Below are 23,446 nucleotides of genomic sequence, written 5' to 3'. Positions count from 1 at the left end.
CTGCAGAGCAAGACGCCTATGCAGGCTATGAGTGGGTGGTATGATTCACACCCTCATTTGTTCCATCGGCGGCCTTATGATCGTCCGGGACTCGACAGCTGGGGCCGTAGATGTCGGCGTCGAGCAGGCCGACGCGCGCGCCTTCGGCCGCCAGGGCCAGAGCCAGGTTGACGGCCGTGGTGCTCTTGCCCACGCCGCCCTTGCCCGAGGCGACGGCGACGATGTTCTTGACGCCCTGCAGCAGCGGCACGCCGCGCTGGACCGCGTGGGCGATGATCTCGCTGCGCACGTTGGCGCTGACGTTGGAGATGCCGGGCACGGTGCGGGCCGCCGCGATCAGCGCGCTGCGCAGGGCGGGGATCTGGCTCTTGGCGGGATAGCCGAGCAGGACGTCGAAGGAGACGTCGCCGCCGTTGATCTCGATGTTCTTGATGGCTCGCGTCGAGACGAAATCCTTGCCGGTATTGGGATCGACGACGGTTTGCAGGGCCTGGAGCAGGGAATCGGATGTGGCCATGGGAAGGGGGCGGACTCGTGAGTGGGAGGCTGCGTATCGCAGGCCGATGAGGGATATTAGACCACCAGCCCGCGGGCGGCGAAATCCGCAGGCGCCTCGTCTATACTCAGCCGCATGATCGACAAGGACTCCATTACCGGCCTGATCCTGGCGGGCGGGCGCGGCAGCCGCATGGGCGGTGTCGACAAGGGCCTGCAGAACTACCAGGGCATTCCGATGGCCATGCATGCGCTGCTCAGGCTGGGGCCCCAGGTGGGGCAGGTCCTGGTCAACGCCAACCGCAACCTGGCTGCCTACGAATCCATGGGCGTGCCGGTGTGGCCCGACGCGCTGCCCGACTACGCGGGGCCGCTGGCCGGGTTCCTGACCGGGCTCGAGCACTGCGAGACCGCCTACCTGGTCACGGTGCCTTGCGATACGCCGAAGTTTCCCGAAGATCTCGTCGCCCGTCTGGCCGGCGAACTGGAGGCGGCCGGCGCCGAGATCGCCATGGTGGCCACCCGCCAGGACGGCGCCGTGCGGACCCAGCCGGTGTTCTGCCTGCTGCGGGCGGAGCTGCTGGACAGTCTCGTGGCCTTCACCGCCGCGGGGGGACGCAAGATCGACAAGTGGACCGCCACCCATCGCTGTGTCGAGGTCCTCTTCGACGACCCCGCGGCTTTCGCGGGCGCCAACACGATCGCCGAATTGCAGCAGCTCTGATGCCATGAACGACAAGCCCGCCCCCTCGCTAGAAGAAATCTCGTCCTGTGTCAGCGGCTACGACCCGAATGCGCTGCCGGTCGAGCAGGCCCGCGAATTCATCGCCCGGCTGGTGCCGCGCGTGGAGGGCGTGGAGATGCTGGCGTTGCGCTCGGCGATGGGGCGCGTGCTGGCGCGCGACATCGTGTCCGACATCGACGTGCCGGCCCACGACAACTCGGCCATGGATGGCTACGCGTTCTACGGTTCCGACCTGGCCGCCGGCGGCGATACGGCCTTGCAGGTCGTGGGCAGCGGCCTGGCCGGCAATGCCTACACGGGCAGCGTGGCGTCCGGGCAGTGCGTGCGGATCATGACCGGCGCCACCATGCCCGACGGGCTCGATACCGTGATCCCGCAGGAATTCGTCCGCCAGGATGGCGACCGTATCGTCGTGCCCGCGGGCGCGGTCAAGGCCGGCGAGAACCGCCGGCTGGCGGGAGAGGACCTGGCCCGCGGCGACGTGGCCCTGTCCGCCGGCCGCGTGCTGCGTCCGGCGGACCTCGGCATGCTGGCCTCGCTCGGCCGGGCCGAGGTGCCGGTCTGGCGCCGCCTGCGCGTGGCGTTCTTCTCCACCGGCAACGAACTGCGCTCGATCGGCGAGCCGCTCGATCCGGGCTGCGTGTACGACAGCAATCGCTACACGCTGTGGGGCATGCTCCAGCGGCTGGGCGTCGACGTGCTCGACATGGGCGTGGTGCGCGACGATCCGCAGGCGCTCGAGTCCGCGTTCCGCGACGCGGCCGCGCAGGCCGACGTGGTCATCACGTCGGGCGGCGTGAGCGTGGGCGAGGCCGACTACACCAAGGCCATCATGGCCAGGCTGGGCGACGTGCTGTTCTGGCGCATCGCCATGCGGCCGGGGCGCCCCATGGCCATCGGCCGCATCGATACCGGCGGGCGTAGCGCCATCCTGTTCGGCCTGCCGGGCAACCCCGTGGCGGTGATGGTGACTTTCTACGCGCTGGTGCGCGATGCCCTCCTGGCCATGGCAGGCGCGCCGGCCCAGCCGCTGCCCATGCTGCGCGCGGCCAGCGCGGGGGCCATCCGCAAGAAGCCGGGGCGTACCGAATACCAGCGAGGCATCGTCACGCCCGCCGCGAACGGCGGCTGGGAAGTGCGCATCACCGGTTCGCAGGGGTCGGGCATCCTGCGCAGCATGAGCCAGGCCAACGGCCTGGTCGTGCTGGGGCACGAGCAAGGCAACGTGGCGGCCGGCGAGCTGGTCGACGTCCTGCCTTTCGACGGACTGATCTGATGACGCGCGTCCTGGGACTGGCCGGGTGGAGCGGAGCCGGCAAAACCACATTGCTGACGAGGCTGATTCCCGCGCTGCGGGAGAAGGGCTACAGCGTGTCGACGCTCAAGCACGCGCACCATTCGTTCGACATCGACAAGCCGGGCAAGGACTCCCATCGACACCGCGAGGCCGGTGCCGGGGAAGTGCTGGTCGCATCGGGCAGCCGCTGGGCGCTGATGCACGAACTGCGCGGCCAGGCCGAGCCCCGCCTGGGCGAGCTGCTGAACAAGTTTTCGCCCGTCGATTTCATCCTGGTCGAGGGCTTCAAGCGCGATCCGCACGTCAAGATCGAGATCCACCGCGCCGCCAACGGCAAGCCGTGGCTGTATCCCGACGACGCCAGCATAGGCGCCGTCGTCAGCGACGTGCCTCCCGCGGGCCAGGCATCGCTGCCCTTCGTCGACCTGGACGACCTGCCCGGCATCGCCAACCTGGTCGTGGACCTGGCCTGGCCCATGGAACGAACCTTGGCCGCTCTGCGCGCGTAAACAGACGACCGTTCACCATGCCGGCGCGCGTGAGCGCGTAGGAGGGCCTACCCCAGCCGTTTAATCAGGGATGACGTGTCCCAGCGGCTGCCGCCCATCTGCTGCACGTCGGCATAGAACTGGTCGACCAGGGCCGTCACGGGCAGCCGTGCGCCATTGCTGCGGCTCTCGTCCAGCACCAGGCCCAGATCCTTGCGCATCCAGTCCACCGCGAAGCCGAAGTCGAACTGGCCGTCCACCATGGTCGCGCCGCGGTTTTCCATCTGCCAGCTTTGCGCCGCCCCCTTGGATATGACGTCCAGCACGAGTTTCATGTCCAGGCCGGCCTTCTGTCCGAATGCAATGCCCTCGGACAGGCCCTGCACCAATCCGGCGATGCAGATCTGGTTGACCATCTTGGCCAGCTGGCCGGCACCGGGCTCGCCGACCAGCGTGACGGCCCGCGAGTAGGCCTGCGCCACGGGCTTCATGCGCTCGAACGCGTCGGCATCGCCGCCGCACATCACCGTGAGCACGCCGTTGACCGCGCCGGCCTGGCCGCCCGAGACGGGAGCGTCGATGAAAGCGATTTCCTGGTCCTGGGCCGTGGCGTACAGTTCGCGCGCGACCTTGGCCGAGGCCGTGGTGTGGTCCACCAGCAGCGAGCCGGGCTTCATGCCCGCCAGGGCGCCATCGGCGCCCAGCACGACGCTGCGCAGGTCGTCGTCGTTGCCGACGCACACGAAGACCATGTCCGCGTCCTGGGCGGCCTCGCGCGGCGTCGGCGCGTGGCTGCCGCCGAACTCCTGTACCCAGTCGCGGGCCTTGGACGGGGTGCGGTTGTAGACCCGGACCGCATGCCCGGCCTGGGTCAGGTGGCCGGCCATGGGAAAGCCCATGACGCCCAGGCCGATGAAGCTGACGTTGAGCGGGGAGGTGCTGTCGTAGGTCTTGGTGCCAATCGATGCCATGCTGATTCTCCATTGCCAGAGGCAAGTGTATAGCGTCCGGGGTGCCTGTTTCCGCCGGATGGCGAAGGTGGGCGGTGCGGCTCCCGAGGGGGCGGTCCTGGGGCGGCCCGGCAATGAAAAATGGCCCCCACGCTTGCCGCTTCGCGGCGGCGCTGCCCCCCAAGGGGGCGTTTTTCATCTTGGGGCGGCCCGGCAATGAAAAAAGGCGCCCGGAGGCGCCTTTTTTCTTGCAGCCGCCGGAGCGGCTGGTGTGTCGTCAGTCTTCGACGAAGGTTTCTTCGCGCTTCTTGCGGATCGTGGGCGAGGCCACGATCAGCACCAGGATGACGGCGATGACCAGCAGGGTCGCCGACAGCGGGCGGGTCACGAAGGTCGTGAAGTCACCACGCGACAGGAGCAGGGCGCGGCGGAAGTTCTCTTCCATCATGGGACCCAGCACCAAGCCCAGCAGCAGGGGAGCGCCTTCGCACTTCAGCTTGGACCAGATGTAGCCGATCAGGCCGAAGGCTGCCGTCATCCAGATGTCGAACACGTTGTAGTTCAGCGTGTAGACACCGATCGAGCAGATCAGCAGGATGGCCGGGAACAGGATGGGATAGGGCACCTTCAGCAGCTTGACCCAGATACCGATCAGCGGCAGGTTCAGGATCACCAGCATCAGGTTGCCGATCCACATCGACACGATCAGGCCCCAGAACAGGTCCGGGTTGCTGGTCATGACCTGGGGACCAGGCTGGATGTTGTGGATGGTCATGGCGCCGACCATCAGGGCCATGATCGCGTTACCCGGGATACCCAGCGTCAGCAGCGGGATGAAGGAGGTCTGCGAGCCGGCGTTGTTGGCCGATTCCGGACCCGCCACGCCGCGGATGTTGCCCTTGCCGAAGCTGGAGGGATCCTTGGCGAGCTTCTTTTCCACCGTGTACGAGGCGAACGAGGACATCACCGCGCCGCCGCCGGGCAGGATGCCCAGGGCCGAGCCGATGGCCGTGCCGCGGATGATGGCGGGCGCGGCTTCCTTGAGGTCGGGCCAGGTGGGGTACAGGTGGCCGATCTTGTCCAGGAAGACTTCGCGCTCTTCCTTCTGCTCGACGTTGTTGATGATTTCCGAGAAGCCGAACACACCCATGGCGACCGCGGCGAAGTCGATGCCGTCGGTCAGTTCCGGGATGCCGAACGAGAAGCGGGCCACGCCCGAGTTCACGTCCGTGCCGACCATGCCGATCAGCAGGCCCAGCAAGATCATGCAGATGGCCTTGATCAGCGAACCCGACGCCAGCACGACCGCACCGACCAAGCCCAGGCACATCAGCGAGAAGTATTCCGCGGGACCGAACTGGAAGGCCACTTCGGCCAGCGGGGGCGCGAAGGCGGCGATCAGCAGCGTACCCACGCAGCCGGCGAAGAACGACCCGATGGCCGCAATGGCCAGCGCCTGTCCGGCGCGGCCGTTCCGCGCCATCTGGTAGCCATCCAGGCAGGTCACCACTGCGGAGGTTTCACCCGGCAGGTTCACCAGGATGGCGGTGGTCGAACCGCCGTACTGGGCGCCGTAGTAGATGCCGGCCAGCATGATCAGGCCGGCCACCGGGGGCAGCGCGTAGGTGATGGGCAGCAGCATCGCGATGGTCGGAACGGGACCCAAGCCGGGCAGCACGCCCACCAAGGTGCCGATCAGGCAACCGAGAAATGCGTAGATGATGTTCTGAAACGAGAGCGCCGTTTCAAAACCTAGGGCCAAGTGCTCTAACACTTCCATGGATGGCTTTCCTTAGTTCAAACCGAGAAACGAAGGCCACAGCGGGAAGATCAGACCCAGGCCCACAATGAAGATGAGGTGGACGGCGACCACCAGGCAGATGCCGTTGATGATCGCGACCTTCCACTTGAATTCGTGGCTGGCCATGCTGGACAGCAGCACGAGCAGGAACGCCGACACGTACACGCCCAGCGGACGGAGCAGGATGCCGAACAGGACCACGTTGCCCAGGATGATGCCCGTGGTCTTGAGATTGAGTTTCGGGATTTCCGTGGGCTCGGCCTTGGGCGACAGGCCGGAGATGCCGATGATCGCACCGAGGATCGCCAGGATCACGCCCAGCCAGAACGGGAAGTAGCCCGGCCCCATCTTGGCTGCCGTGCCCATCTGGTAATCAACGGCGAACCCGGCAAAAAATAGCCCGAGGAAGACGAACATCACCCCGGACCAGAAATTTTGTTTTGACTGAATGCGCATTGGAAGTGGGCTCCTATCTGACTTCACTTGCAAGGCCGGCATGTTAGCTCACGCGAAGCTGGCGTGAATAACGAAATTGCTCGCAATGAGTCGGGGTTTTCCCGAAAAATGATGGATCGGCACAACTTTGTGCCAAATTGATCCATAGGATGTTCAGACTCCTGTCAGCCTTGACAGCTTTTTCGCATCCGACGTGTCGTGCAGACTTCCCCTGGGGGGCGCGAAGCCCTTCCCACGGCAAGGTTATCCAATGAAGGGGAAGCACGATGAAGGCGATGCACGGGTGGGACGATGGCCAGGAACGCGGCAAGTCTCTGACGCCGCGGGAACGCGAAGTCATGGACCTGCTGGTCGAGGGACGTGCCAACAAGGTGATCGCCGACCGGCTGGGCATATCCATCCGGACGGTCGAGGTCCACCGCGCGCGGGTGCTGGCCAAGCTGGGCGTGCGCAACGCCGTCGAGCTGGTCTGGCGCATGCACACGGACAGGATGGCCGTGGTGGCCGAGATGCAGGGGCTGCGGGTGGCCGAGGGCGGAACCGACCGCTGGGACCACCGCGCTGATTGAGCAGAGGGGCCGGACCTGCATCCGGCCCCCTGCTCAGTTCAGCTTGGCGCCCGAGATCCTGACGATCTCGGCGTACTTGCGCAGGTCGGACTGCACCAGCGCGGCCAGCGACGCTGGCGTGCCGGGTTCGGCGTCCGAGCCCATGTCGGCCAGGCGCCGGCGCATGTCGGCGCCGCCGAGCGCCCGCGCGTATTCATTATGGAGTTTTTGCACCACGGCCTCCGGCGTGTGCGCCGGCGCGAAGATCCCGAACCACGTTCCCAGGTCGAAGTCCGGCACGCCGGCCTGCATCATGGTCGGCACCTCGGGCAGCAGGCGCGACCGGGCCGCCGTGGTGACCGCCAGGGCCTTGAGCTTGCCGGCGGCGATGAGCGGCGAGGCGGCCGCGAGATTGTCGAACATGAAGTCCGTCTGTCCGCTCATCAGCGCCACCTGCGCCGGCGTGGCGCCGGCATAGGGGATGTGCGCGGCGAATACGCCGGCACGGGTCTTCAGCAATTCCCCCGCCAGGTGCCCCGCGCTGCCGTTGCCGCCCGAGCCCATGTTGAGCCTGCCCGGGTTGCGCCGGGCGTAGCCGATCAGGTCCTGCACGGTCTGGATGCCCAGCCTGGCGGCCGTGGCGGGGTTCATCACCAGCACGTTGGGCACCGAGGCCACGAGCACGATGGGGGCGAAGTCCTTGACCGGATCGTAGGGAATCGAGGGGAAGAGCGCCGGGTTGATCGCATGCGTGGCGACCGCCCCCATCACCAGCGTGTAGCCGTCGGGCGCCGACTTGGCGACGAGATCGGCGCCGATGTTGCCGCCGGCGCCCGGCCTGTTCTCGACGACCACGGGCTGGCCCAGCGTGGGGCGGATCTTTTCCGCCAGCGCGCGCGCCATGATGTCCAGCGGGCCGCCGGGCGGATACGGGACCACGAAGCGGATGGGGCGCGTGGGATAGGCGGCGTCCTGCGCGGCGGCCGGCGCGGACAGGCAGGCCGCCGCGACCATGGCGCCGCCGGCGAGCAAGGCCCGGCGTCGGTTCATGAGGGGTTCCTTCAGGATTGCTTGAGCTTGTGGGCGAAATTCTTGCGCATCTTGGCCACCTTGGGCGCCACCACGAAGGCGCAATAGCCCTGGCCGGGATTGCGCAGGAAGTAGTCGCGGTGATAGTCCTCCGCCGGCCAGACCGTGGCCGGGGGCAGCAGCCGGGTCACGATGGGCGAGCCGAATACCTGCCGCGCCTCGAGGTCGGCGATCACCTCGCGCGCCGCCGCTTCCTGCGCCGGGGTCTGCCAGAAGATGGCCGAGCGATACTGCGGTCCGACGTCGTTGCCCTGGCGGTCCACGGTGGTCGGGTCGTGCGAGGCGAAGAAGATTTCCAGCAGTTCGTGATAGGTGATGGCAGCCGGATCGTAGGTGACGGTGACCACCTCGATGTGGCCGGTATCGCCGTCGCAGACCTGCTCGTACGTGGGGTTGTCCACGTGCCCCCCGGCATAGCCGGAATCGGCGCGCAGCACGCCCTCGATCTGCTGGAACACCGCTTCGATACACCAGAAGCAGCCACCGCCGAACACGGCTTTGTCGACTTGTGCGGGCATGATCGTCCTCTTCGAGAGAGCCGGCGCCAGGGGCGCCCATGACGATAGTGTATGCGTTCCCTGTGGGCCGACAGGGTGCCATGGATGTCGATTCCGGCGTTCAGGACGCGGCGCGAGGTTGCCGGAACAGCTCTGCGAACAGCTGTCTCAGCCAGACGTTGGCGGCGTCGTGATGCGCGCGTTCGTGCCAGAACATCCGGATCTCGTACGAGGGCAGCGGCACGGGAGGCGGCAGGATGCGCAGCGGCATGGCGCCGGCCAACTGGTCGGCCAGGCCGCTGGGCATCGTGACGACCAGGTCGGACGACGGGATGATGAAGGGAAGGGCGATGAATTCGGGGGCCTCCAGCCCGATGCGGCGCACGATGCCGTGCCGGCGCAGCGCCTCCTCGACGACACGATGGGCCATCGCGCCGGTGCCTGTCACTGCGTGGCGGGCTTCGCGGAAGCCGGCTTCCGTCATGCCGGCGGCGAAGCGCGGATGGTCGGGGGAAACGGCGCACACATAGTGTTCATGGAACAGCAACCGCTGGTGGAAGCCCGCGCTCAGGGCCGTGATATGGCCGACGGCCAGGTCGACCTCGCCGCTCTCAAGCAGGGCCCCGGGCTGGTGGTCGGGCAGCGTGCCGATCTTCAGCGCGATGCCTGGGGCGTGCCGGCGCAAGTGGTCGAGCAGCCTGGGCAGCATGACCATCTGCCCCACTTCATTCATATAGACGCGGAATATCCGCTCGGCCGTGGCCGGGTCGAAGCTGCCGGTATCGCGCAGGGCCTCGCCAAGCGTGGCCAGCGCGGAGCGGGCGGCGTCCGCGATGCGGGCACCCCGCGGCGTGGGCACCATGCCGCCCGGCGTCCGTACGAACAGCGGATCGCCCAGGGTCCTGCGTAGCCGCGCCAGAGAGTGGCTGGCCGCCGATTGGGTCAGGCCCAGCGCATCGGCGGCTTTCGAGACGCTGCCACCCGTGCGCAGCGCATCAAGCAGTTGCAACTGCGTCAATTCCAGTTGGTGGATATGCACAAAGTTCATGAAGAGAATGATCGGCGTGACATCGACAGCATGAGCGCCATTCTAGATCATGGCGTGGCGAATTTTTCCGGAGTCTCGTCCCATGCTCGCCCCCCATCTCCAGGCCCGCTGTCCTTCCGGGGACGTCCAACTGGCATACCGTCTTTTCGGCCCCGGGCCGCGACCCGCCCAGGCCACGCCCGTCGTGTTCATCCACGGCCTGTCGTACTTCTCGTACGACTGGGTCGATTTCGGCGCGCGGCTGTGCGGCAGCGATCGCGCCGGCTGCGCCATGGACATGCGCGGCTTCGGCGACTCGTCCTTCAGTCCGCAGAAGGACTATTCCATCCCGGCCATGGCTCAGGACGTCGAGAACCTGCTCGATCACCTCGGCTGGCCGCGGGCCGTCCTGGTCGCCCACTCGATGGGCGGACGCAGCGCGACCTGCCTGGCGGCCCGTCGGCCCGAGCGCGTGGCCGCGCTGGTTCTGGTCGACTGGTCGCCCGAGAACGCGCCCGCGGGAAGCCGGCGCGTAGCAATGACCGTGGCCGGCACGCCGGACAGCTTCCCGTCGGTGGATGCCGCCATGCGCCACTTCGGCACCGATCCCGACACGCCCGCCGCCAGCCGGTTGCGCCCGCGTTTCGAAGCCTATCTGCGCGAGGTGCCGGGGGGTTATGCGCTCAAGCGCGATCCCCATTTCCGGGATCAGTTCCGCCGTCAGTTGGAAACCGGCGAGAAGCCGCGGCACGGTGTGGACCTGTGGCGCGCGCTGGGCGACGTCTCCGTGCCGACGCTGGTCTTGCGGGGAACCCGGTCGGACCTGTTCGCGGCCGAGACCCTGCCGGCGGTCCAGGCCTGCAATCCGCGCATACGCACTCGCGAAATCGAGGGCGGGCACCACATCGCCGGCGAGAACCCCGACGGGGTGCTCGAGGCCATCCAGACCTTTCTGTCCCAGGAGTCCCTATGAATTCCTCCGCTCGCAGCTCCGCGCCCATGCGCGGAATCGACCACCTGGCGTTCGTCACCGACGACCTGCCCACCACCATGGATTTCTATACCCGCGTGCTGCAGATGCGCCTCGTGCACGTACGGCGCGTGCCCTTCGAACAGGATCGGGGCCAGCCTCCGTACGACAACCTGCGCCACTACTTCTTCGACATGGGGCACGACCAGTTGCTGGCGTTCTTCGAGTATCCGACCGGGCTGGCGCGCCAGAACCGCGACCTGCCCGGCGGGATGCAGCACGTCGCCTTCCACGTCGAACCCGAGCGGTTCGATGCGCTGCTGGCCCATGTGCGCGGCGCGGGAGTCGACGTCATCGGACCGGTGGCCCTCGGGGGACGTTTCTGGTCCGCTTATTTCTACGACCCCAACGGCATTCGCCTGGAGTTCGCGACCAGCCGCGGGCCGCGGCAGGACGGCGTGGTCGATTCGGTCCTGCAGTCCGAGGACGAGGCCCGCGCCGAACTGGGCACCTTGTTCGCGGATCCGGCCCGGGTCGAATTCTGGCTCGGCCAGATGCCCCTGCGGGAACACGCGGACGCATCCTAGCGCCCGACGACCAGTAAGGAGGAGACCATGCACCGCTATTCCAACAACGCAAGGCGGCGGCTGCTTGCTGCCGCGACGGTCGCCGCGGCTGCCGCGGGCACGCCCTGGCGGACATCCCTGGCCCAGCATGTCGTCCGTCTGCTGGTGGGCTTCCCGCCCGGTGGAGCGATAGACGTGACCGCCCGGGTCTACGCCGAGGCCATGCGCGGCGTGGGGACCTTCGTCGTCGAGAACCGCGCGGGGGCCGCCGGCAACATCGCGGCGACGGCGCTGGCGCAGAGCCGGCCGGATGCTTCGACCGTCATGTTGGCCCCGCTGAATGTGTATTGCATATCGACGGCCCTGTATCGCAGCCTGTCGTTCGAGCCCGCCAGGGATTTCGCGCCGGTCGGCATCGTCGCCACGTTTCCGTGGGTGCTGGCGGTGCATCCCGACGTCCCGGTCAGATCGGTGCAGGAGTTCATCGCCTGGGCCCGGGCGCGGCCCGAGCAGTCCTTGTGCGGTATGGCGGCCGTCGGCAGCGAGGGCCACCTGATGGCATTCGGGTTCAGCCGGAGCGAGAGGTGCCCGGTGACCTTCGTGCCTTACAAGGGCGGCGCGCCCATGGCACAGGATCTCATGGCCGGCCACATTCCGGCGGTGTTCGATCCCATCGTCAACCTGGCGCCGGCACACAAGGCCGGCAAGGTGCGGATACTGGCGGTGACGAGCGCGGAAAGGTCGGCACTCCTGCCCGAGGTGCCGACCTTCGCGGAACTGGGTTATTCGTCGGCGGTGGGCGAGACCTGGATAGGCGCGAGCGTCAGACAGGGTGTTCCGGCCTCGGCGGTGCGGGATCTGTCGACGGCCCTGCTGGCGGCGGGCCGGATCGCCGCGGTGCACGACAAGCTGGCCGCCATCGGCCTGGCGGCCAGGGCCCAGGGGCCCGAGGCCATGGCCGCGGTCTTGGCCTCGGACACACGGCGCTATGCCGGGCTGGTGCGCGAGTTGGGATTGAAGCTGGACTGACGCGCGCCAGTCCGGGGGAACGTCAGTTCTTCAGCGTCAGGATCCACTGAGCCAGCTTGCGCGCCTCGTCGTCATTGACGGCGTTCTGCGCGGGCATGGGAATGGCGCCCCACTTGCGGAAGCTGCCCTTGCGGATGGAGGCGACCAGCTTGTCGGCCGCTTCGGAGTCCGTGGCATAGCGTTGCGCCACGCTTTGATAGGAGGGGCCGACGAGCTTGGCGTCGACGCTGTGACAGGCCATGCAGTTCTTGGCCTTGGCGAGATCGAGTCCGGTGGTCTGCGCTCCGGCGGTCGTGTGCAGGGCGGCCAAGGCCACCAGTGCGCCCAGGCTGAGGGAACGAATGGACATGAAGATTCTCCGTTGGATGCTGCGCGATGCGCGTATTTCTCGACGGGGCAGAGTATATACAAGCGAAGCGGGTGTACACCGGCTCGGACGCCGCCTGCGTCGATCTGTCACAGGGCCTCGGGACAAGGGGCGTTATGATCGCCACTGTTCGACAGACATCGTGGCCGGGCAGACGTCCGGCCTTTCCTTGAAAGGCGCGCGCAAACATGTTGGTTCACCCGCAGTTTTCTCCCATCGCGTTCGAGATCGGACCCCTGGCGGTGCGTTGGTATGGCCTCATGTACCTGGTCGCGTTCCTCCTGGCCTGGACGCTGGGCCGCTGGCGCATCCGCCACGGCAAGACGGCGCTTACGACGCGCGATCTGGACGATCTCCTGTTCTACAGCGTGCTGGGTGTCGTGCTGGGCGGGCGCCTGGGCTATGTCCTGTTCTACAAGCCGGGCTACTACCTGGCGCATCCGCTGGAGATTCTCGCGGTCTGGCATGGCGGCATGTCGTTCCATGGCGGCTTGCTGGGCGTGCTGCTGGTCATGGCGCTGTTCGCGCGCCGGCGCGGTTTCCGTTTCCTGCAGGTAGGCGATTTCGTCGCGACGCTGGTGCCGCTGGGGCTGGCGGCCGGGCGCCTGGGCAATTTCATCAACGGCGAGTTGTGGGGCCGGCCCACGACGGTGCCCTGGGGCATGGTGTTTCCGCAGGCCGGCGACGGCGTGGCCCGCCATCCTTCGCAGCTGTATGAGGTCGGCCTGGAAGGCCTGGCCCTGTTCGCGCTGGTCTGGCTGTTCGCCAGCAAGCCCCGGCCGGTGGGCCAGGTCAGCGGCGTGTTCCTGATGGGCTACGGGTTCTTCCGCTTCATGGTGGAGTACACCCGGGAGCCGGACAGCTTCCTGGGCATCCTGGCGGGGGGGTTGAGCATGGGGCAGTGGCTGTCGCTGCCCATGGTGCTGGTGGGACTGGCCCTGTTCGTCTGGGCGCGCCGGCCGGCGACGGCCTGAGCCGCCGGCCGGCAGGCACGGCCTATTGCAGGTAGACCGTGCCGCGCACCGAGACCGACACCGACGACTTGCCGCCTTCCAGGGGCAGGTCGGCCGCCTTGGCTTCCATGGCGGGAGCCGCCATCGCATAGGCGCGCGGCATGGGCGTGACCGTGCCGCTGCCGCTCAGGTCGAGTTGCTTGACCGCATAGCCGGAGAAGCCGAATGCCTTGGCGGCCTGGGTCGCTCGCGTGGTGAAGGCCTTGGCCGCTTCGGCCAGCAGGCGCTGCTCTTCGGCCTCGCGCGCCTCGCGCGACAGCGAGAACGACACGTTCGACACCGCCATCTGGCGGCTCAGTTCACCGGCCAGCTTGGAGGCGGCGCCGAAGTCCTTGGATTCCAGGATCAGTTCCGCGCGTCCGCGCCAGGTGGTGATGCGCCCGTTGCGATCGGTGTTGGCCCAGACGTTGTAGTTGCCGCTGCGCGCGGTGACCGCGGTGTTGCGCTTGGCTTCGGCCAGCGTGGTCTCGAGCAACTGGTTGAGTTGCTGCGACAGCTTGGCCTGGTCGTTGCCCTCGATCTCGTTGGCGAGCGTGATGGTCACCTTGTCCTGCGCCACTTCCGAGGTGGCGGCGGCCGACAGCGACAGCGTCGGCCGATCGGGCTTGGCGGTGTCCGGCGCGGCCTGGGCGACGGCGATGGACGACATCGCGGCCGAGGCGGCCAGTGCCGCGCCGCACAGGGCGCGGCGCATGGTGGGAGCGAGGGTGGGGCGGTAAGCCATGGTGTGAGTCCTTGTTCTGATTGATGGAAGGGCTGACCACGCGCACCGCGACCCGGACCGCGGCGCCTGTCAGGCCCCCGTCAGCGCGGTGACAGCCTTGTATAGCATATAGGCCGCCAGCAGCATCAGGAGGTAGGCGAAGATGCGCTTGAGCGAACGCACCGGCAGCTTGTGCGCGGTATGGGCACCCACCGGTGCCAGTAGCACGCTCGAAACGATCAACACGATCAGCCCCGGCCAATAGACATACCCGAGCATGCCGGGTTGCCCGCTGGGATGCTGCATGCCTGACCAGATGTAACCCGCGGTATTGGCCAGCGCGATGGGAAAACCCAGCGCCGCCGAGGTGGCGACGGCGTTGTGCAACGGGACGTTGCACCAGGTCATGAAAGGGACGGACACAAAGCCGCCGCCGGCGCCGACCAGTCCGGACAGGAAACCGATGCCGGTTCCCGCGGCGGACGTGCCCAGCGTGCCCGGCATCTGGCGGGTCGGCTTGGGCTTCTTGTCCAGCAGCATCTGGATGGCCGAATATCCGACGAACAGCGCGAACACCAGCGCCAGCCATCCGGTCTTGAGCGCCGAGAACACCGCCCCGCCCGCGAGCAGCCCGCCGATCACCAGCCCAGGCGCGAACCGCGCCACGATGTCCCACCGCACCGCGCCCCGCTTGTGGTGCGCGCGCACGCTGGAAACCGACGTGAAAAGGATGGACGCCATCGACGTCGCGATCGCCGCATGCACCACCAGTTCGGGCGGCAGGCGCTGCCAGGTGAACAGCATGGTCAGGAAAGGCACCATGATCATGCCCCCGCCTATGCCGAGCAGCCCCGCGGCAAAGCCGGTGCAGGCCCCGAGTACGAGCAAGGCAACGATAAACAATGGATCCATGTTGAAGTCTTGACGATAGTTGGTAAATCGGTGGACGCGTCTCTTCTCCCCAAGACGCACCCTTCGTTCTAGTTCTAGCACCGAAAAAAACTACCTCGGCAATGCTTGGTCGAAACCAATCAAGTCGGCATTGACGAACGCCGCCCCCCGCCAGCCTGTTGGTACCCCAGGATGCGGTGGATCCGGCTCCGCCGGTCCACCCGCATCGCCCCCTGGGGGGCGCGCGTAAGCGCGTAGGGGGGGCAAAAAAGAACCCGGAGCATAACGTATATGCTCCGGGTCGGATAGGATCCCCGCCTGTGTCGCTAGGCCGGCATCTTGAACCGGGGTTCAAGGTGGTCGCGGTCAGCCGCGCTTCGGGTTCGTCTGACGGAGAGACGATCACACCCGCGGGCAATTTCCACAACCTCATGCCATAAGCATGGGTCCAAGAAATATAAGGCCAAACACGAGCACGGCAGGGAAGACTGATCATACGCGTTTGTGCCGCACCGAAAAGTACCGCACAAACATCAAAACTTAAAACAACTTTTCTTGGGCCCCCAGGGCTGCATCGACCATGCGATGCATGTCCTCGATTTTACGCTTGTAGTCGCCGACTGCAAGTCGCGAGTCGGGAGAATTCGCATTCATCAGCTCGGCGGCCAGTTGCAGTGCCGCCATCACCGCGATGCGCTCGGTGCCCGCGACCTTGCCTCCGGCCTTGATGCGCTGCATGGCGCGATCGACCATGGTGGCCGCGGTCAGCAGCGCTTCCTTTTCGGAAGGTTCGCAAGCCAGCGGGTAGTCCTTGCCGAGGATGGTGACGTCAAGACGTTCCATATAGACTCCGAGCGCCCGGGTCGGCGCTTTCTGATCCAGGAGAGGAAGCGTTGTCCGGCGCATCGGCCTCGCCCTCGACTTCCTCGGCGGGTTCCTCGCCGCCGGGCAGGCGCGCCAATACGCCCTCGACCCGCGACTGCGCGGCAGCCAGCGTATCGCGCAGCACGCGGATGTGCGAATCGCGCTGGGCGAGGCTCTTGCCCAGCGCCGCGTTTTCGTCGCGCAGGCTTTGCGTCAGCTCGGTGAGCTGGCGTATGCGGCTGGCGAGAAGGTCGAGATCTTCGATCATGGGCGTATCGTAAACCATCCAGTGCCGGGAATTGTAGCGAACGGCGCGCAGCCGGGGACCCGGCCGCGCAGCGCTGTATCAATTGCTTGCAAGCCTCGCAACCGAGGCCGGATGGCGCGCCCGCCTACAGCTCCAGGTTGTCGATCAGCCGGGTCGTGCCGAGCTTGGCCGCGGCCAGCGCGACCAGCGGCTCGCCGCCTTCGACCTCTTCGCGGCTGGGCGGCAGCAGGTCGCGCTGGCGCCGCACCGAAATGTAGTCCACCTTCCAGCCGCGCCCGCCCAGCGTGGCGGCGGCGTCGCGCTCGAGCGCGGCGACGTCGTGGTTGCCGCCGCGCAGGCCGGCCTGCACGCGGCGCAGCGTCGCGTACAGCTGCGGCGCTTCGGCGCGCTGGTCCGCGCTCAGGTAGCCGTTGCGCGAGGACAGGGCCAGGCCGTCGTCCGCGCGTATCGTTTCCTGCGGCACGATCTCGATCGGCAACTGGAACTGCCGGCACATGGCCCGCACCACCATCAGCTGCTGGTAGTCCTTCTTGCCGAACACGGCCACGCGCGGCTGCACACAGGACAGCAGCTTGAGCACGACGGTGGATACGCCGGCGAAGAAGCCGGGACGGAACTCGCCTTCCAGGATGCCGCCCAGGTCGTCGGGCGGCTGGACGCGGAAGTTCTGCGGCTCGGGGTACATCTCGCGCTCGTCGGGCGCGAACAGCACGTAGACGTTGCGGTCGCGCTCGAGCTTCTCGATGTCGGCGGGCAGCGTGCGCGGATAGCGGTCGAAGTCCTCGTTGGGCCCGAATTGCAGGCGATTGACGAAGATGCTGGCGACGACCGGGTCGCCATGCTGGCGGGCCGTCTTCATCAAGGCCAGATGGCCCTCGTGCAGGTTGCCCATCGTGGGAACGAACGAGACCCGGAGCTGGCCGCGCAGTTGATCGCGCAATTCTTCGATGGTGTGGACGACCTTCATGGCGTTGGATTCGGTAAGGTGGGCTTGGAGGCCGGGGAGGCGGGCGGCCGGGCCGCGCGCCGGGGCCTCAGTGGGTATGGACGGAAGTGAAGGCGAGGCGCACGTAGATCGGCGCGTACGGCTCGGCCTGGGTGATCTCGAGCAGCGACTCGCGTGCCAGTTCCAGCATGGCGATGAAGTGCACGACGATCACCGGCACGCCGGCGCCGTCCTGCACGCGTTCCATGAAGAGTTCGGTGAACTCCATGTAGCGCACGTTCTGCAACCTGCGCAGGATCTGGCTCATGTGATCGCGCACGGACAGTTCCTCGCGCGAGATGTGGTGGTGCGCATTGAGCTTGGCGCGCTTGACGATGTCGGCCCACGCGTCGCGCAGTTCCTCGACGTTGACGTCGGGCAGGCGGCGCACGGTGGTCTGTTCCAGCAGCACCTGGGCTCGCACGAAGTCGCGTCCCAGCTGCGGCAACTGGTCCAGCTTCTGCGCGGCCAGCTTCATCTGTTCGTACTCGAGCAGGCGCCGGACGAGTTCGGCGCGCGGGTCCTCGACTTCCTCGTCGGTGTCGGCCTTGCGCACGGGCAACAGCATGCGCGACTTGATCTCGATCAGCAGCGCCGCCATGAGCAGATACTCGGCGGCCAGTTCCAGGTTGTGCTTGCGGATCTGGTCGACGTACGACAGGTACTGGCGCGTGACTTCCGCCATGGGAATGTCCAGTACGTTGAAGTTCTGCTTGCGGATCAGGTAGAGCAGCAGGTCGAGGGGGCCCTCGAAGGTCTCGAGGAAAACCTCGAGCGCATCGGGAGGGATGTACAGGTCTTGCGGCAGCGCGAACAGCGGCTCGCCGTAGAGCCGGGCGATGGCAACGCCGTCGACGACGTCGGGCGTGCTGTCGACCGCGGGTTCAGCCAATGCTGCCAGCCCGTCGTTGGGGGGCGGGGAAGAGCCCATGCGGGAGGTGATCAGTCTTCAGTCTGATAGACATAGGGCTTCTGCGGCACCGTGCCGGCCTTGAAACCTTCGACGAGTTCCGGATCGATGGTCTTGTCCCACAGGCGGGCGCGGCCCTGCTTCTGCTCGCTTTCGAGGTTGGGGCGCTGCTGCTTCAGGTCCTGCAGGAATCGGGTGATGTCGGATTCGTAACTCTTGGCCATGACTAACCTTTGTTCTGGCATGCCGTGCCGCCGGCGCGTGGGCCGTCGGTCGGGACGTCTGCTGTGCACCCGGGAGTTTACTGCACGCCGGGCCGTGGCGCCGGCCGGCGGGCGTCCGGGGCGGTTTGTCCGGGGTGGTGGGGTGATTTTTCTTTATTTTTGCGGATTTGGGGAATGATTTTTATCTTCCGGCCTGGCTTGGACGTAAATTTGCAGTAATTTTGCGGGGCTCCATTGATAAAGTATCCCCCCGGTTTCCCTACTTTCCGACATTCCCATGAGCAAATGGTCGTTCACTTCGCATCCCGCTTCCGTGGGTGAGACGTACTTCGAACATCTCGCCGCGTCGTGGGGGTTCGCGTTCCGCATGTTGATGGGCGGCCTGGCGGCCCTGATCCACGGCCTGTTCCCGTTCCTGTGCGTGCGCACCGGTTCGTCCATCATCAAGAACCTGAACGACAAGATGGTGGTGAACCGCGTCAAGGCCGGCCACGTGCCGGCCGGGCAGACGCCGCAAGCCCGGGCGCGCTAGGCCCGGCGGGCGCCGCCCCCCGGGCGAAGGCACGGCCCGCCGCGCCGCCTACCGTACGCGCATGCCGGGCTGGGCGCCCGCCACGGGCTCCAGCACATAGATGCCGGGCTGCGTCTTTTCATCGGCGTGGCTCGCGGCCAGCACCATGCCCTCGGATACCCCGAACTTCATCTTGCGCGGCGCGAGGTTGGCCACCAGCACGGTGAGCTTGCCGACCAGGTCTTCCGGTTTGTAGGACGACTTGATGCCGGAGAATACGTTGCGGGTGCGGCCTTCGCCGGCATCCAGCGTCAGCCGCAGCAGCTTGTCCGAGCCTTCCACGTATTCGCAATTGACGATCCTGGCGATGCGCAGGTCGATCTTGGCGAAGTCGTCGATGGTGATGACGGGTGCGATCTCCTCGCCGCCGGGCGTGGGCGCCGCGGGCGCCGGCGCGGCGGGCGCTTCCAGCAGCGCGTCGAGCAGCTTCGGGTCGACCCGCTGCGCAAGGTGCTTGTAGGGCGCGATGCGCTGCGGCGGCACGACCACGTCGCGCCATTCGAAATCGCGCCCCAGGCCGAACAGCTCGTGCGCCACCCGCCGCGTCAGCTCGGGCAGGACCGGCGCCAGCATGACCGACAGCGCCTTGAAGCCGATCATGGTGCGCGAGCAGATCTCGTGCAGTTCGCGCTTCTTGTCCGCGTCGTCCAGCTGCTTGGCCAGCACCCAGGGCTGGGCCGCGTCGAAGGCCTGGTTGATGCGGTCGGCGGTGGCCATGATCTCGCGGATGGCCTTGCCGAACTCGCGCGCCTCGAAGGCGTTGCGCACGAGCGTCGCCGCGGCGTTGAGCTCGTTCTCGAGTTCGATGGGCGTCCCGCCTTCATAGCAGAGCTGGCCGTCGAAATGCTTGATCAGGAAGTTCGAGGCGCGGCTGGCGATGTTGACGTACTTGCCGACCAGGTCGCTGTTGACGCGCGCGACGAAGTCCTCGGGGTTGAAGTCCATGTCCTCGACGTGGGCGTTGAGCTTGGCGGCGATGTAGTAGCGCAGCCACTCGGGGTTCATGCCCAGGTCGAGGTAGCGCAGCGGCGAGATGCCGGTGCCGCGGCTCTTGGACATCTTCTCGCCGCTGACGGTGATGAAGCCGTGGACGTGCAGGCCGTCGGGCGTCTTGCGCTGGGCGAAATGCAGCATCGCGGGCCAGAACAGGGCGTGGAAATAGACGATGTCCTTGCCGATGAAGTGGTACTGCTCGGTATCGGACTGCGGATCGAGCAGGGCGTCGAAGTCCAGGCCGGTCTTCTTGCAATAGGCTTTCAGCGAGGCCAGGTAGCCCACCGGCGCGTCGAGCCAGACATAGAAATACTTGCCCGGCGCATCGGGGATCTCGATGCCGAAGTAGGGCGCGTCGCGCGAGATGTCCCAGTCAGCCAGCTTGCCTTCCTCGCCCAGCCATTCGCGGGTCTTGGCGTAGACCTCGGGCTGCAGGCGCGGCGTGCCGTTGCCGTTGACGCTGCCGGTCCATTCCTGCAGGAAGGCGTAGCAGCGCGGGTCGGACAGCTTGAAGAAGAAGTGGTCCGACGTCTTGAGGACGGGCGTGGCGCCGGTCAGGGTGGAATACGGATTGCGCAGGTCGGTGGGGGCGTAGACGGCCCCGCAGACCTCGCAGGAATCGCCGTACTGGTCCTTGGCGCCGCACTTGGGGCATTCGCCCTTGATGTACCGGTCGGCCAGGAACATGCCCTTGACGGGGTCGTAGAACTGCTCGATGGTGCGGGTCTCGATCAGGCCGGCATCGCGCAGTTTCAGATAGATCTGGCGCGACAGCTCGGTGTTCTCGTCGGTGTCGGTGGAGTGCCAGTGGTCGAATGCGATGTGGAAGCCCTGGAGGTACCTGGGGCGTTCGGCGGCGATGCGGGCGACGAGTTCGCGCGGCGTGATGCCTTCGCTTTCCGCCTTCAGCATGATGGGCGCGCCATGGGCGTCGTCGGCGCACACGAAGTGGACCGTATGGCCTTGCATGCGCATGTTGCGGACCCAGATGTCGGCCTGGATGTATTCCATGATGTGGCCGATGTGGAAGGATCCGTTGGCGTAGGGCAGGGCGGTGGTGACGAAGAGTGTGCGCGACATGGGGCGGAAACGAGGGGGCGATGAAAGTATCGAATAAGGGATTTTAGCCGCTGGGGCGGCCGATGGCCGGGCACGGCGCTTGCGCGCGCCGCTTGGCCGCCGTTTTTGCCATACTGGGCGTACAGGAGGCATCCATGTCCATGAACACCGTTTATGCGGCCCGGGAACCCGCCCGGGACGAGATCGACGCCCTGGGCGAGCCCACGGTGCTGGAGTTCGGCGCGCCCTGGTGCGGGCATTGCCTGGCGGCCCAGCCGCTGATCGAGGCCGCCTTCGAGGGACACGCCAAGGTGCGGCACCTGAAGATCGAGGACGGCAAGGGCCGGCCGCTGGGGCGCTCGTTCGGGGTGAAGCTGTGGCCCACGCTCGTGTTCCTGGATCGCGGGCGCGAAGTGGCGCGCCTGGTACGCCCCGGCCAGGCGGGGCAGATACGCGAGGCGCTGGCCCTGATCGATCCGCCGGCCTGAGGCGGGCGCGGTCAGGCGCGCGCCGCGCGGCCGGCGTTGCGAAGCATGTCGTAGAGCAGGTTGGCGGCCGGGGAAAGCGGCCGCCCGTGCTTGGAGATCAGCCCCAGCGTGCGGCTGACGCGCGGCTGCGACAGCGGAATGCCGACCAGGGTCGCGTGCGTGGTCAGGGGCAGGGCCAGTTGCGGGACGGCCGCGACACCCAGGCCGGCTTCCACCATGCCCAGCAGGGTCAGGATATGGCTGACTTCGATGGCGGTTTGCGACCGCTTGCCGCTCTTGGCCAGTGCGGCTTCGATCAGCAGCCGGTTGCCGCTGCCCTTGTCCACGGTCATGACGCGTTCCCGGGTCAGGTCCTCCCAGGTGACCGACTTGCGCCGGGCCAGGGGATGGTCCTTGCGCGCCGCCAAGACGAAGTTTTCCTTGAAGATGGCCTTGAAATCGACCTCGGCCTCCTGGGTGCCGATGAAGTTCACGCCGAAGTCGGCCCGGCCCGAGATGACGGCGTTCAGGACGGTGTTGGCGCCTTCGTCGATGACGCGGACCCGGATGCGCGGGTGCTTGGCGGTGAAGTCGCGCAGCACCGAGGGCAGGAAGTAGTAGGCCACCGACGGCACGCAGGCCACCGTGACCAGGCCGCTGAGCTGCGCCGCGAGGTCGCTCACGCCCAGCATGGCGCTTTCCAGCTCGTCCAGCGCGGCGCGCGAGCGTTCCAGGAACACGCGCCCCACATTGGTGAGCGAAACGTGCCGTGTGGTGCGGTCGAGCAGGCGCGCGCCCAGGATGGCCTCGAGCTTCTCGATGCGCCGGCTGAGCGCGGGCTGCGACAGATGGAGGTCGTCCGCGGCCGCGCGGAAGCTGGAGCGTTCCGCGACCGCGACGAAAGCCTGCAATTCCTGGAGGTCAAAACTGATGCGTGCCATGCATCAAATTATATAAAAAATGCAATTTACTAATGCACAAGCCAGGTGCATTATTTCGTCATGCAAAAAGCCATACCTTGTGTACTGATGCGGGGCGGTACGTCCCGCGGTCCCTATTTTCGCGCCGAATGGCTGCCGCAGGACGTCGCCAAGCGCGACCAGGTGCTGCTGGCGGCCATGGGGTCGCCGCACGAACTGCAGGTCGACGGGCTGGGCGGGGCCAATACGCTGACCAGCAAGGTCGCCATCGTGTCGCCCTCGACGCGTCCCGGTTGCGACGTCGACTACCTGTTCGCCCAGGTGTCGGTCGACCGCGCCCTGGTGGACACCCGCCCCAACTGCGGCAACATGCTGTCCGGCGTCGCGCCCTTCGCGATCGACCAGGGCATGGTCGCCGCCAGCGACGGCGAGACCCGCGTGCGGATCTACAATGTCAACACGAATTCGACCATCGATGCCGTGGTGCAGACGCCGGGCGGCAAGACCGAATACGAGGGCGATGCCCGCATCGACGGCGTGCCGGGCACCGGCGCGCCGATCCGGCTGAACTTCCTCGATGCCTGGGGCTCGGTCACGGGCAAGGTGTTTCCCACGGGCAACACGCAGGACGTCATCGACGGCGTGCCCGTCACCTGCATCGATGCGGCCATGCCGCTGATGATCGTGCGCGCATCGCAACTGGGCGTGAAGGGCGACGAGACGGCGGCCGAGCTGGATGCCAACACGGCCATGCTGGCACGGCTGGAGTCCCTGCGCCTGGAGGCCGGCCGGCGCATGGGCCTGGGCGACGTCACCGACAGCGTCATTCCCAAGCCCGTACTGGTCAGCGCGTCGGCGGATGCGGATACGGTGGTGTCGCGGTATTTCACGCCGCACAAGTGCCACCGCTCGCATGCGGTGACCGGCGCCATCGGTGTGGCAACCGCCTTCGTGACGCCGGGCACGGTGGCGTTCGAGCTGGGCGCGCCGCGCGCGGCCGGCATGCATCGCATCGCCGTGGCGCACCCCTCGGGGCGCATCGAGGTCGATGTCGAATTGCGCGGCACCGCGCCTTCGATCGAAGTGTGCGGTGCAGGCCTGATTCGCACCGCCCGGAAAATCATGGAAGGGCAGCTTTACATTCCTGCACGCTTTTTTTAGGACCGCGTCATCCGCCTCCGAGCGCCATCGTCGAGCGCCTGGCGGAAGCCGCTTACGCTTCGGTAGTTCCGAAGAATCACACGGAGACTCAT

The 23,446-nt window shown here is 66.9% G+C and carries 26 protein-coding genes, 1 other RNA gene and 2 pseudogenes; 11 read left to right on the top strand and 18 right to left on the bottom strand.

The window, feature by feature from the left end; all coding sequences use genetic code 11:
• Positions 1-97: 97 nt before the first annotated feature.
• Positions 98-517: pseudogene (locus ABD104_RS27395) on the bottom strand (iron-sulfur cluster assembly protein); the annotation flags it as partial.
• A 114-nt stretch (positions 518-631) separates the two neighbouring features.
• On the opposite strand from ABD104_RS27395, the gene mobA reads away from it, so the two are divergent.
• From mobA to mobB, 3 genes are read left to right on the top strand one after another with little or no spacing between them, the layout of a single operon-like run.
• A complete protein-coding gene (mobA, locus tag ABD104_RS27390; RefSeq protein WP_279817744.1) occupies positions 632-1,219 on the top strand; it encodes a molybdenum cofactor guanylyltransferase MobA in 588 nt (195 codons plus the stop codon).
• Positions 1,220-1,223: 4 nt separating this feature from the next.
• Positions 1,224-2,516 (top strand): molybdopterin molybdotransferase MoeA, encoded by a 1,293-nt coding sequence (gene moeA / locus ABD104_RS27385; RefSeq protein WP_087837251.1) that lies wholly within the window; start codon positions 1,224-1,226, stop codon positions 2,514-2,516.
• Positions 2,516-3,046: a molybdopterin-guanine dinucleotide biosynthesis protein B gene (gene mobB / locus ABD104_RS27380; RefSeq protein WP_087837250.1), complete on the top strand. Its 531-nt coding sequence runs from the start codon at positions 2,516-2,518 to the stop codon at positions 3,044-3,046. Before moeA ends, mobB begins: the two co-directional genes overlap by 1 nt.
• A 47-nt stretch (positions 3,047-3,093) precedes the next feature.
• On the opposite strand, the gene ABD104_RS27375 is transcribed toward mobB, so the two are convergent.
• The 3 genes from ABD104_RS27375 to ABD104_RS27365 all read right to left on the bottom strand — a co-directional run bounded on the left by ABD104_RS27375 (position 3,094) and on the right by ABD104_RS27365 (position 6,232).
• On the bottom strand, positions 3,094-3,996 hold the full coding sequence (locus tag ABD104_RS27375; RefSeq protein ID WP_343928568.1) for an NAD(P)-dependent oxidoreductase: 903 nt from the start codon (positions 3,994-3,996) through the stop codon (positions 3,094-3,096).
• Positions 3,997-4,252: 256 nt separating this feature from the next.
• Entirely contained in the window at positions 4,253-5,755 is a 1,503-nt protein-coding gene (locus tag ABD104_RS27370; protein WP_087837248.1) for a tripartite tricarboxylate transporter permease, read from the bottom strand.
• 12 nt (positions 5,756-5,767) lie between these two features.
• Complete coding sequence (locus tag ABD104_RS27365) at positions 5,768-6,232, bottom strand: tripartite tricarboxylate transporter TctB family protein (protein WP_132978955.1); 465 nt, start codon at positions 6,230-6,232, stop codon at positions 5,768-5,770.
• 314 nt (positions 6,233-6,546) lie between these two features.
• Between ABD104_RS27365 and ABD104_RS27360 the strand changes: the two are divergent.
• Positions 6,547-6,699 (top strand): annotated as a pseudogene (locus ABD104_RS27360) (response regulator transcription factor); the annotation flags it as partial.
• A gap of 135 nt (positions 6,700-6,834) precedes the next feature.
• On the opposite strand, the gene ABD104_RS27355 reads toward ABD104_RS27360, so the two are convergent.
• From ABD104_RS27355 to ABD104_RS27345, 3 genes are all read right to left on the bottom strand, one after another.
• The gene (locus ABD104_RS27355; RefSeq protein WP_087837245.1) at positions 6,835-7,830 is read right to left on the bottom strand and encodes a Bug family tripartite tricarboxylate transporter substrate binding protein; all 996 of its coding nucleotides are present in this window, start codon (positions 7,828-7,830) and stop codon (positions 6,835-6,837) included.
• A gap of 11 nt (positions 7,831-7,841) precedes the next feature.
• Positions 7,842-8,387 (bottom strand): peptide-methionine (S)-S-oxide reductase MsrA, encoded by a 546-nt coding sequence (msrA, locus tag ABD104_RS27350; protein WP_087837244.1) that lies wholly within the window; start codon positions 8,385-8,387, stop codon positions 7,842-7,844.
• A gap of 100 nt (positions 8,388-8,487) precedes the next feature.
• On the bottom strand, positions 8,488-9,414 hold the full coding sequence (locus tag ABD104_RS27345) for a LysR family transcriptional regulator (protein WP_132978953.1): 927 nt from the start codon (positions 9,412-9,414) through the stop codon (positions 8,488-8,490).
• Between the two features lie 82 nt (positions 9,415-9,496).
• Between ABD104_RS27345 and ABD104_RS27340 the strand changes: the two genes are divergently transcribed.
• From ABD104_RS27340 to ABD104_RS27330, 3 genes are read left to right on the top strand one after another with little or no spacing between them, the layout of a single operon-like run.
• A complete protein-coding gene (locus ABD104_RS27340; RefSeq protein ID WP_279817753.1) occupies positions 9,497-10,366 on the top strand; it encodes an alpha/beta fold hydrolase in 870 nt (289 codons plus the stop codon).
• Positions 10,363-10,950 carry a VOC family protein gene (locus tag ABD104_RS27335; RefSeq protein WP_132978951.1) on the top strand — a complete coding sequence of 196 codons (588 nt, stop codon included), beginning with the start codon at positions 10,363-10,365 and terminating at the stop codon, positions 10,948-10,950. The genes ABD104_RS27340 and ABD104_RS27335 overlap by 4 nt, the downstream gene beginning before the upstream one ends.
• Positions 10,951-10,977: 27 nt before the next feature.
• Positions 10,978-11,958, top strand: coding sequence for a Bug family tripartite tricarboxylate transporter substrate binding protein (locus ABD104_RS27330; protein ID WP_279817755.1), 981 nt, complete (start codon positions 10,978-10,980; stop codon positions 11,956-11,958).
• Positions 11,959-11,980: 22 nt separating this feature from the next.
• Here ABD104_RS27330 and ABD104_RS27325 read toward each other — a convergent pair whose 3' ends face one another.
• A complete protein-coding gene (locus tag ABD104_RS27325; RefSeq protein WP_087837242.1) occupies positions 11,981-12,307 on the bottom strand; it encodes a c-type cytochrome in 327 nt (108 codons plus the stop codon).
• A 206-nt stretch (positions 12,308-12,513) separates the two neighbouring features.
• Between ABD104_RS27325 and lgt the strand changes: the two genes are divergently transcribed.
• Positions 12,514-13,299 carry a prolipoprotein diacylglyceryl transferase gene (gene lgt, locus ABD104_RS27320; protein WP_087837241.1) on the top strand — a complete coding sequence of 262 codons (786 nt, stop codon included), beginning with the start codon at positions 12,514-12,516 and terminating at the stop codon, positions 13,297-13,299.
• A 22-nt stretch (positions 13,300-13,321) separates the two neighbouring features.
• On the opposite strand, the gene ABD104_RS27315 is transcribed toward lgt, so the two are convergent.
• The 8 genes from ABD104_RS27315 to ABD104_RS27280 all read right to left on the bottom strand — a co-directional run bounded on the left by ABD104_RS27315 (position 13,322) and on the right by ABD104_RS27280 (position 18,183).
• Entirely contained in the window at positions 13,322-14,062 is a 741-nt protein-coding gene (locus ABD104_RS27315; protein WP_243724367.1) for an SIMPL domain-containing protein, read from the bottom strand.
• Between the two features lie 69 nt (positions 14,063-14,131).
• Positions 14,132-14,953 carry a sulfite exporter TauE/SafE family protein gene (locus ABD104_RS27310; RefSeq protein WP_087837240.1) on the bottom strand — a complete coding sequence of 274 codons (822 nt, stop codon included), beginning with the start codon at positions 14,951-14,953 and terminating at the stop codon, positions 14,132-14,134.
• Between the two features lie 286 nt (positions 14,954-15,239).
• Positions 15,240-15,420, bottom strand: a non-coding RNA gene (ssrS, locus tag ABD104_RS27305) — 6S RNA.
• 52 nt (positions 15,421-15,472) lie between these two features.
• A complete protein-coding gene (locus tag ABD104_RS27300) occupies positions 15,473-15,775 on the bottom strand; it encodes a cell division protein ZapA (RefSeq protein ID WP_087837239.1) in 303 nt (100 codons plus the stop codon).
• Complete coding sequence (locus tag ABD104_RS27295; RefSeq protein ID WP_087837238.1) at positions 15,762-16,064, bottom strand: hypothetical protein; 303 nt, start codon at positions 16,062-16,064, stop codon at positions 15,762-15,764. Before ABD104_RS27295 ends, ABD104_RS27300 begins: the two co-directional genes overlap by 14 nt.
• Positions 16,065-16,188: 124 nt before the next feature.
• A complete protein-coding gene (gene panC, locus ABD104_RS27290; protein ID WP_338617765.1) occupies positions 16,189-17,031 on the bottom strand; it encodes a pantoate--beta-alanine ligase in 843 nt (280 codons plus the stop codon).
• Positions 17,032-17,098: 67 nt separating this feature from the next.
• Complete coding sequence (locus ABD104_RS27285) at positions 17,099-17,980, bottom strand: segregation and condensation protein A (RefSeq protein ID WP_087837236.1); 882 nt, start codon at positions 17,978-17,980, stop codon at positions 17,099-17,101.
• A gap of 11 nt (positions 17,981-17,991) precedes the next feature.
• Positions 17,992-18,183 (bottom strand): DUF3460 family protein, encoded by a 192-nt coding sequence (locus tag ABD104_RS27280; RefSeq protein ID WP_087837235.1) that lies wholly within the window; start codon positions 18,181-18,183, stop codon positions 17,992-17,994.
• A gap of 277 nt (positions 18,184-18,460) precedes the next feature.
• Here ABD104_RS27280 and ABD104_RS27275 point away from each other — a divergent pair, with 277 nt between their 5' ends.
• The gene (locus tag ABD104_RS27275) at positions 18,461-18,715 is read left to right on the top strand and encodes a DUF6356 family protein (protein WP_343928567.1); all 255 of its coding nucleotides are present in this window, start codon (positions 18,461-18,463) and stop codon (positions 18,713-18,715) included.
• A 48-nt stretch (positions 18,716-18,763) separates the two neighbouring features.
• On the opposite strand, the gene metG is transcribed toward ABD104_RS27275, so the two are convergent.
• On the bottom strand, positions 18,764-20,827 hold the full coding sequence (gene metG / locus ABD104_RS27270; protein ID WP_279817763.1) for a methionine--tRNA ligase: 2,064 nt from the start codon (positions 20,825-20,827) through the stop codon (positions 18,764-18,766).
• A gap of 134 nt (positions 20,828-20,961) precedes the next feature.
• Between metG and ABD104_RS27265 the strand changes: the two genes are divergently transcribed.
• Entirely contained in the window at positions 20,962-21,294 is a 333-nt protein-coding gene (locus ABD104_RS27265; RefSeq protein ID WP_279817764.1) for a thioredoxin family protein, read from the top strand.
• Between the two features lie 11 nt (positions 21,295-21,305).
• Here the strand turns inward: ABD104_RS27265 and ABD104_RS27260 are convergent, their stop codons facing one another.
• The gene (locus ABD104_RS27260; protein ID WP_087837231.1) at positions 21,306-22,214 is read right to left on the bottom strand and encodes a LysR family transcriptional regulator; all 909 of its coding nucleotides are present in this window, start codon (positions 22,212-22,214) and stop codon (positions 21,306-21,308) included.
• Between the two features lie 60 nt (positions 22,215-22,274).
• On the opposite strand from ABD104_RS27260, the gene ABD104_RS27255 reads away from it, so the two are divergent.
• A complete protein-coding gene (locus ABD104_RS27255) occupies positions 22,275-23,354 on the top strand; it encodes a 4-oxalomesaconate tautomerase (protein ID WP_087837293.1) in 1,080 nt (359 codons plus the stop codon).
• Positions 23,355-23,446 lie beyond the last annotated feature (92 nt).

The organism is Pigmentiphaga daeguensis, from assembly GCF_039523035.1.
Lineage (GTDB): Bacteria > Pseudomonadota > Gammaproteobacteria > Burkholderiales > Burkholderiaceae_B > Pigmentiphaga > Pigmentiphaga daeguensis.
Note: the sequence above shows the minus strand (reverse complement) of the source record. Positions and strands in the feature narration are given on the sequence as shown.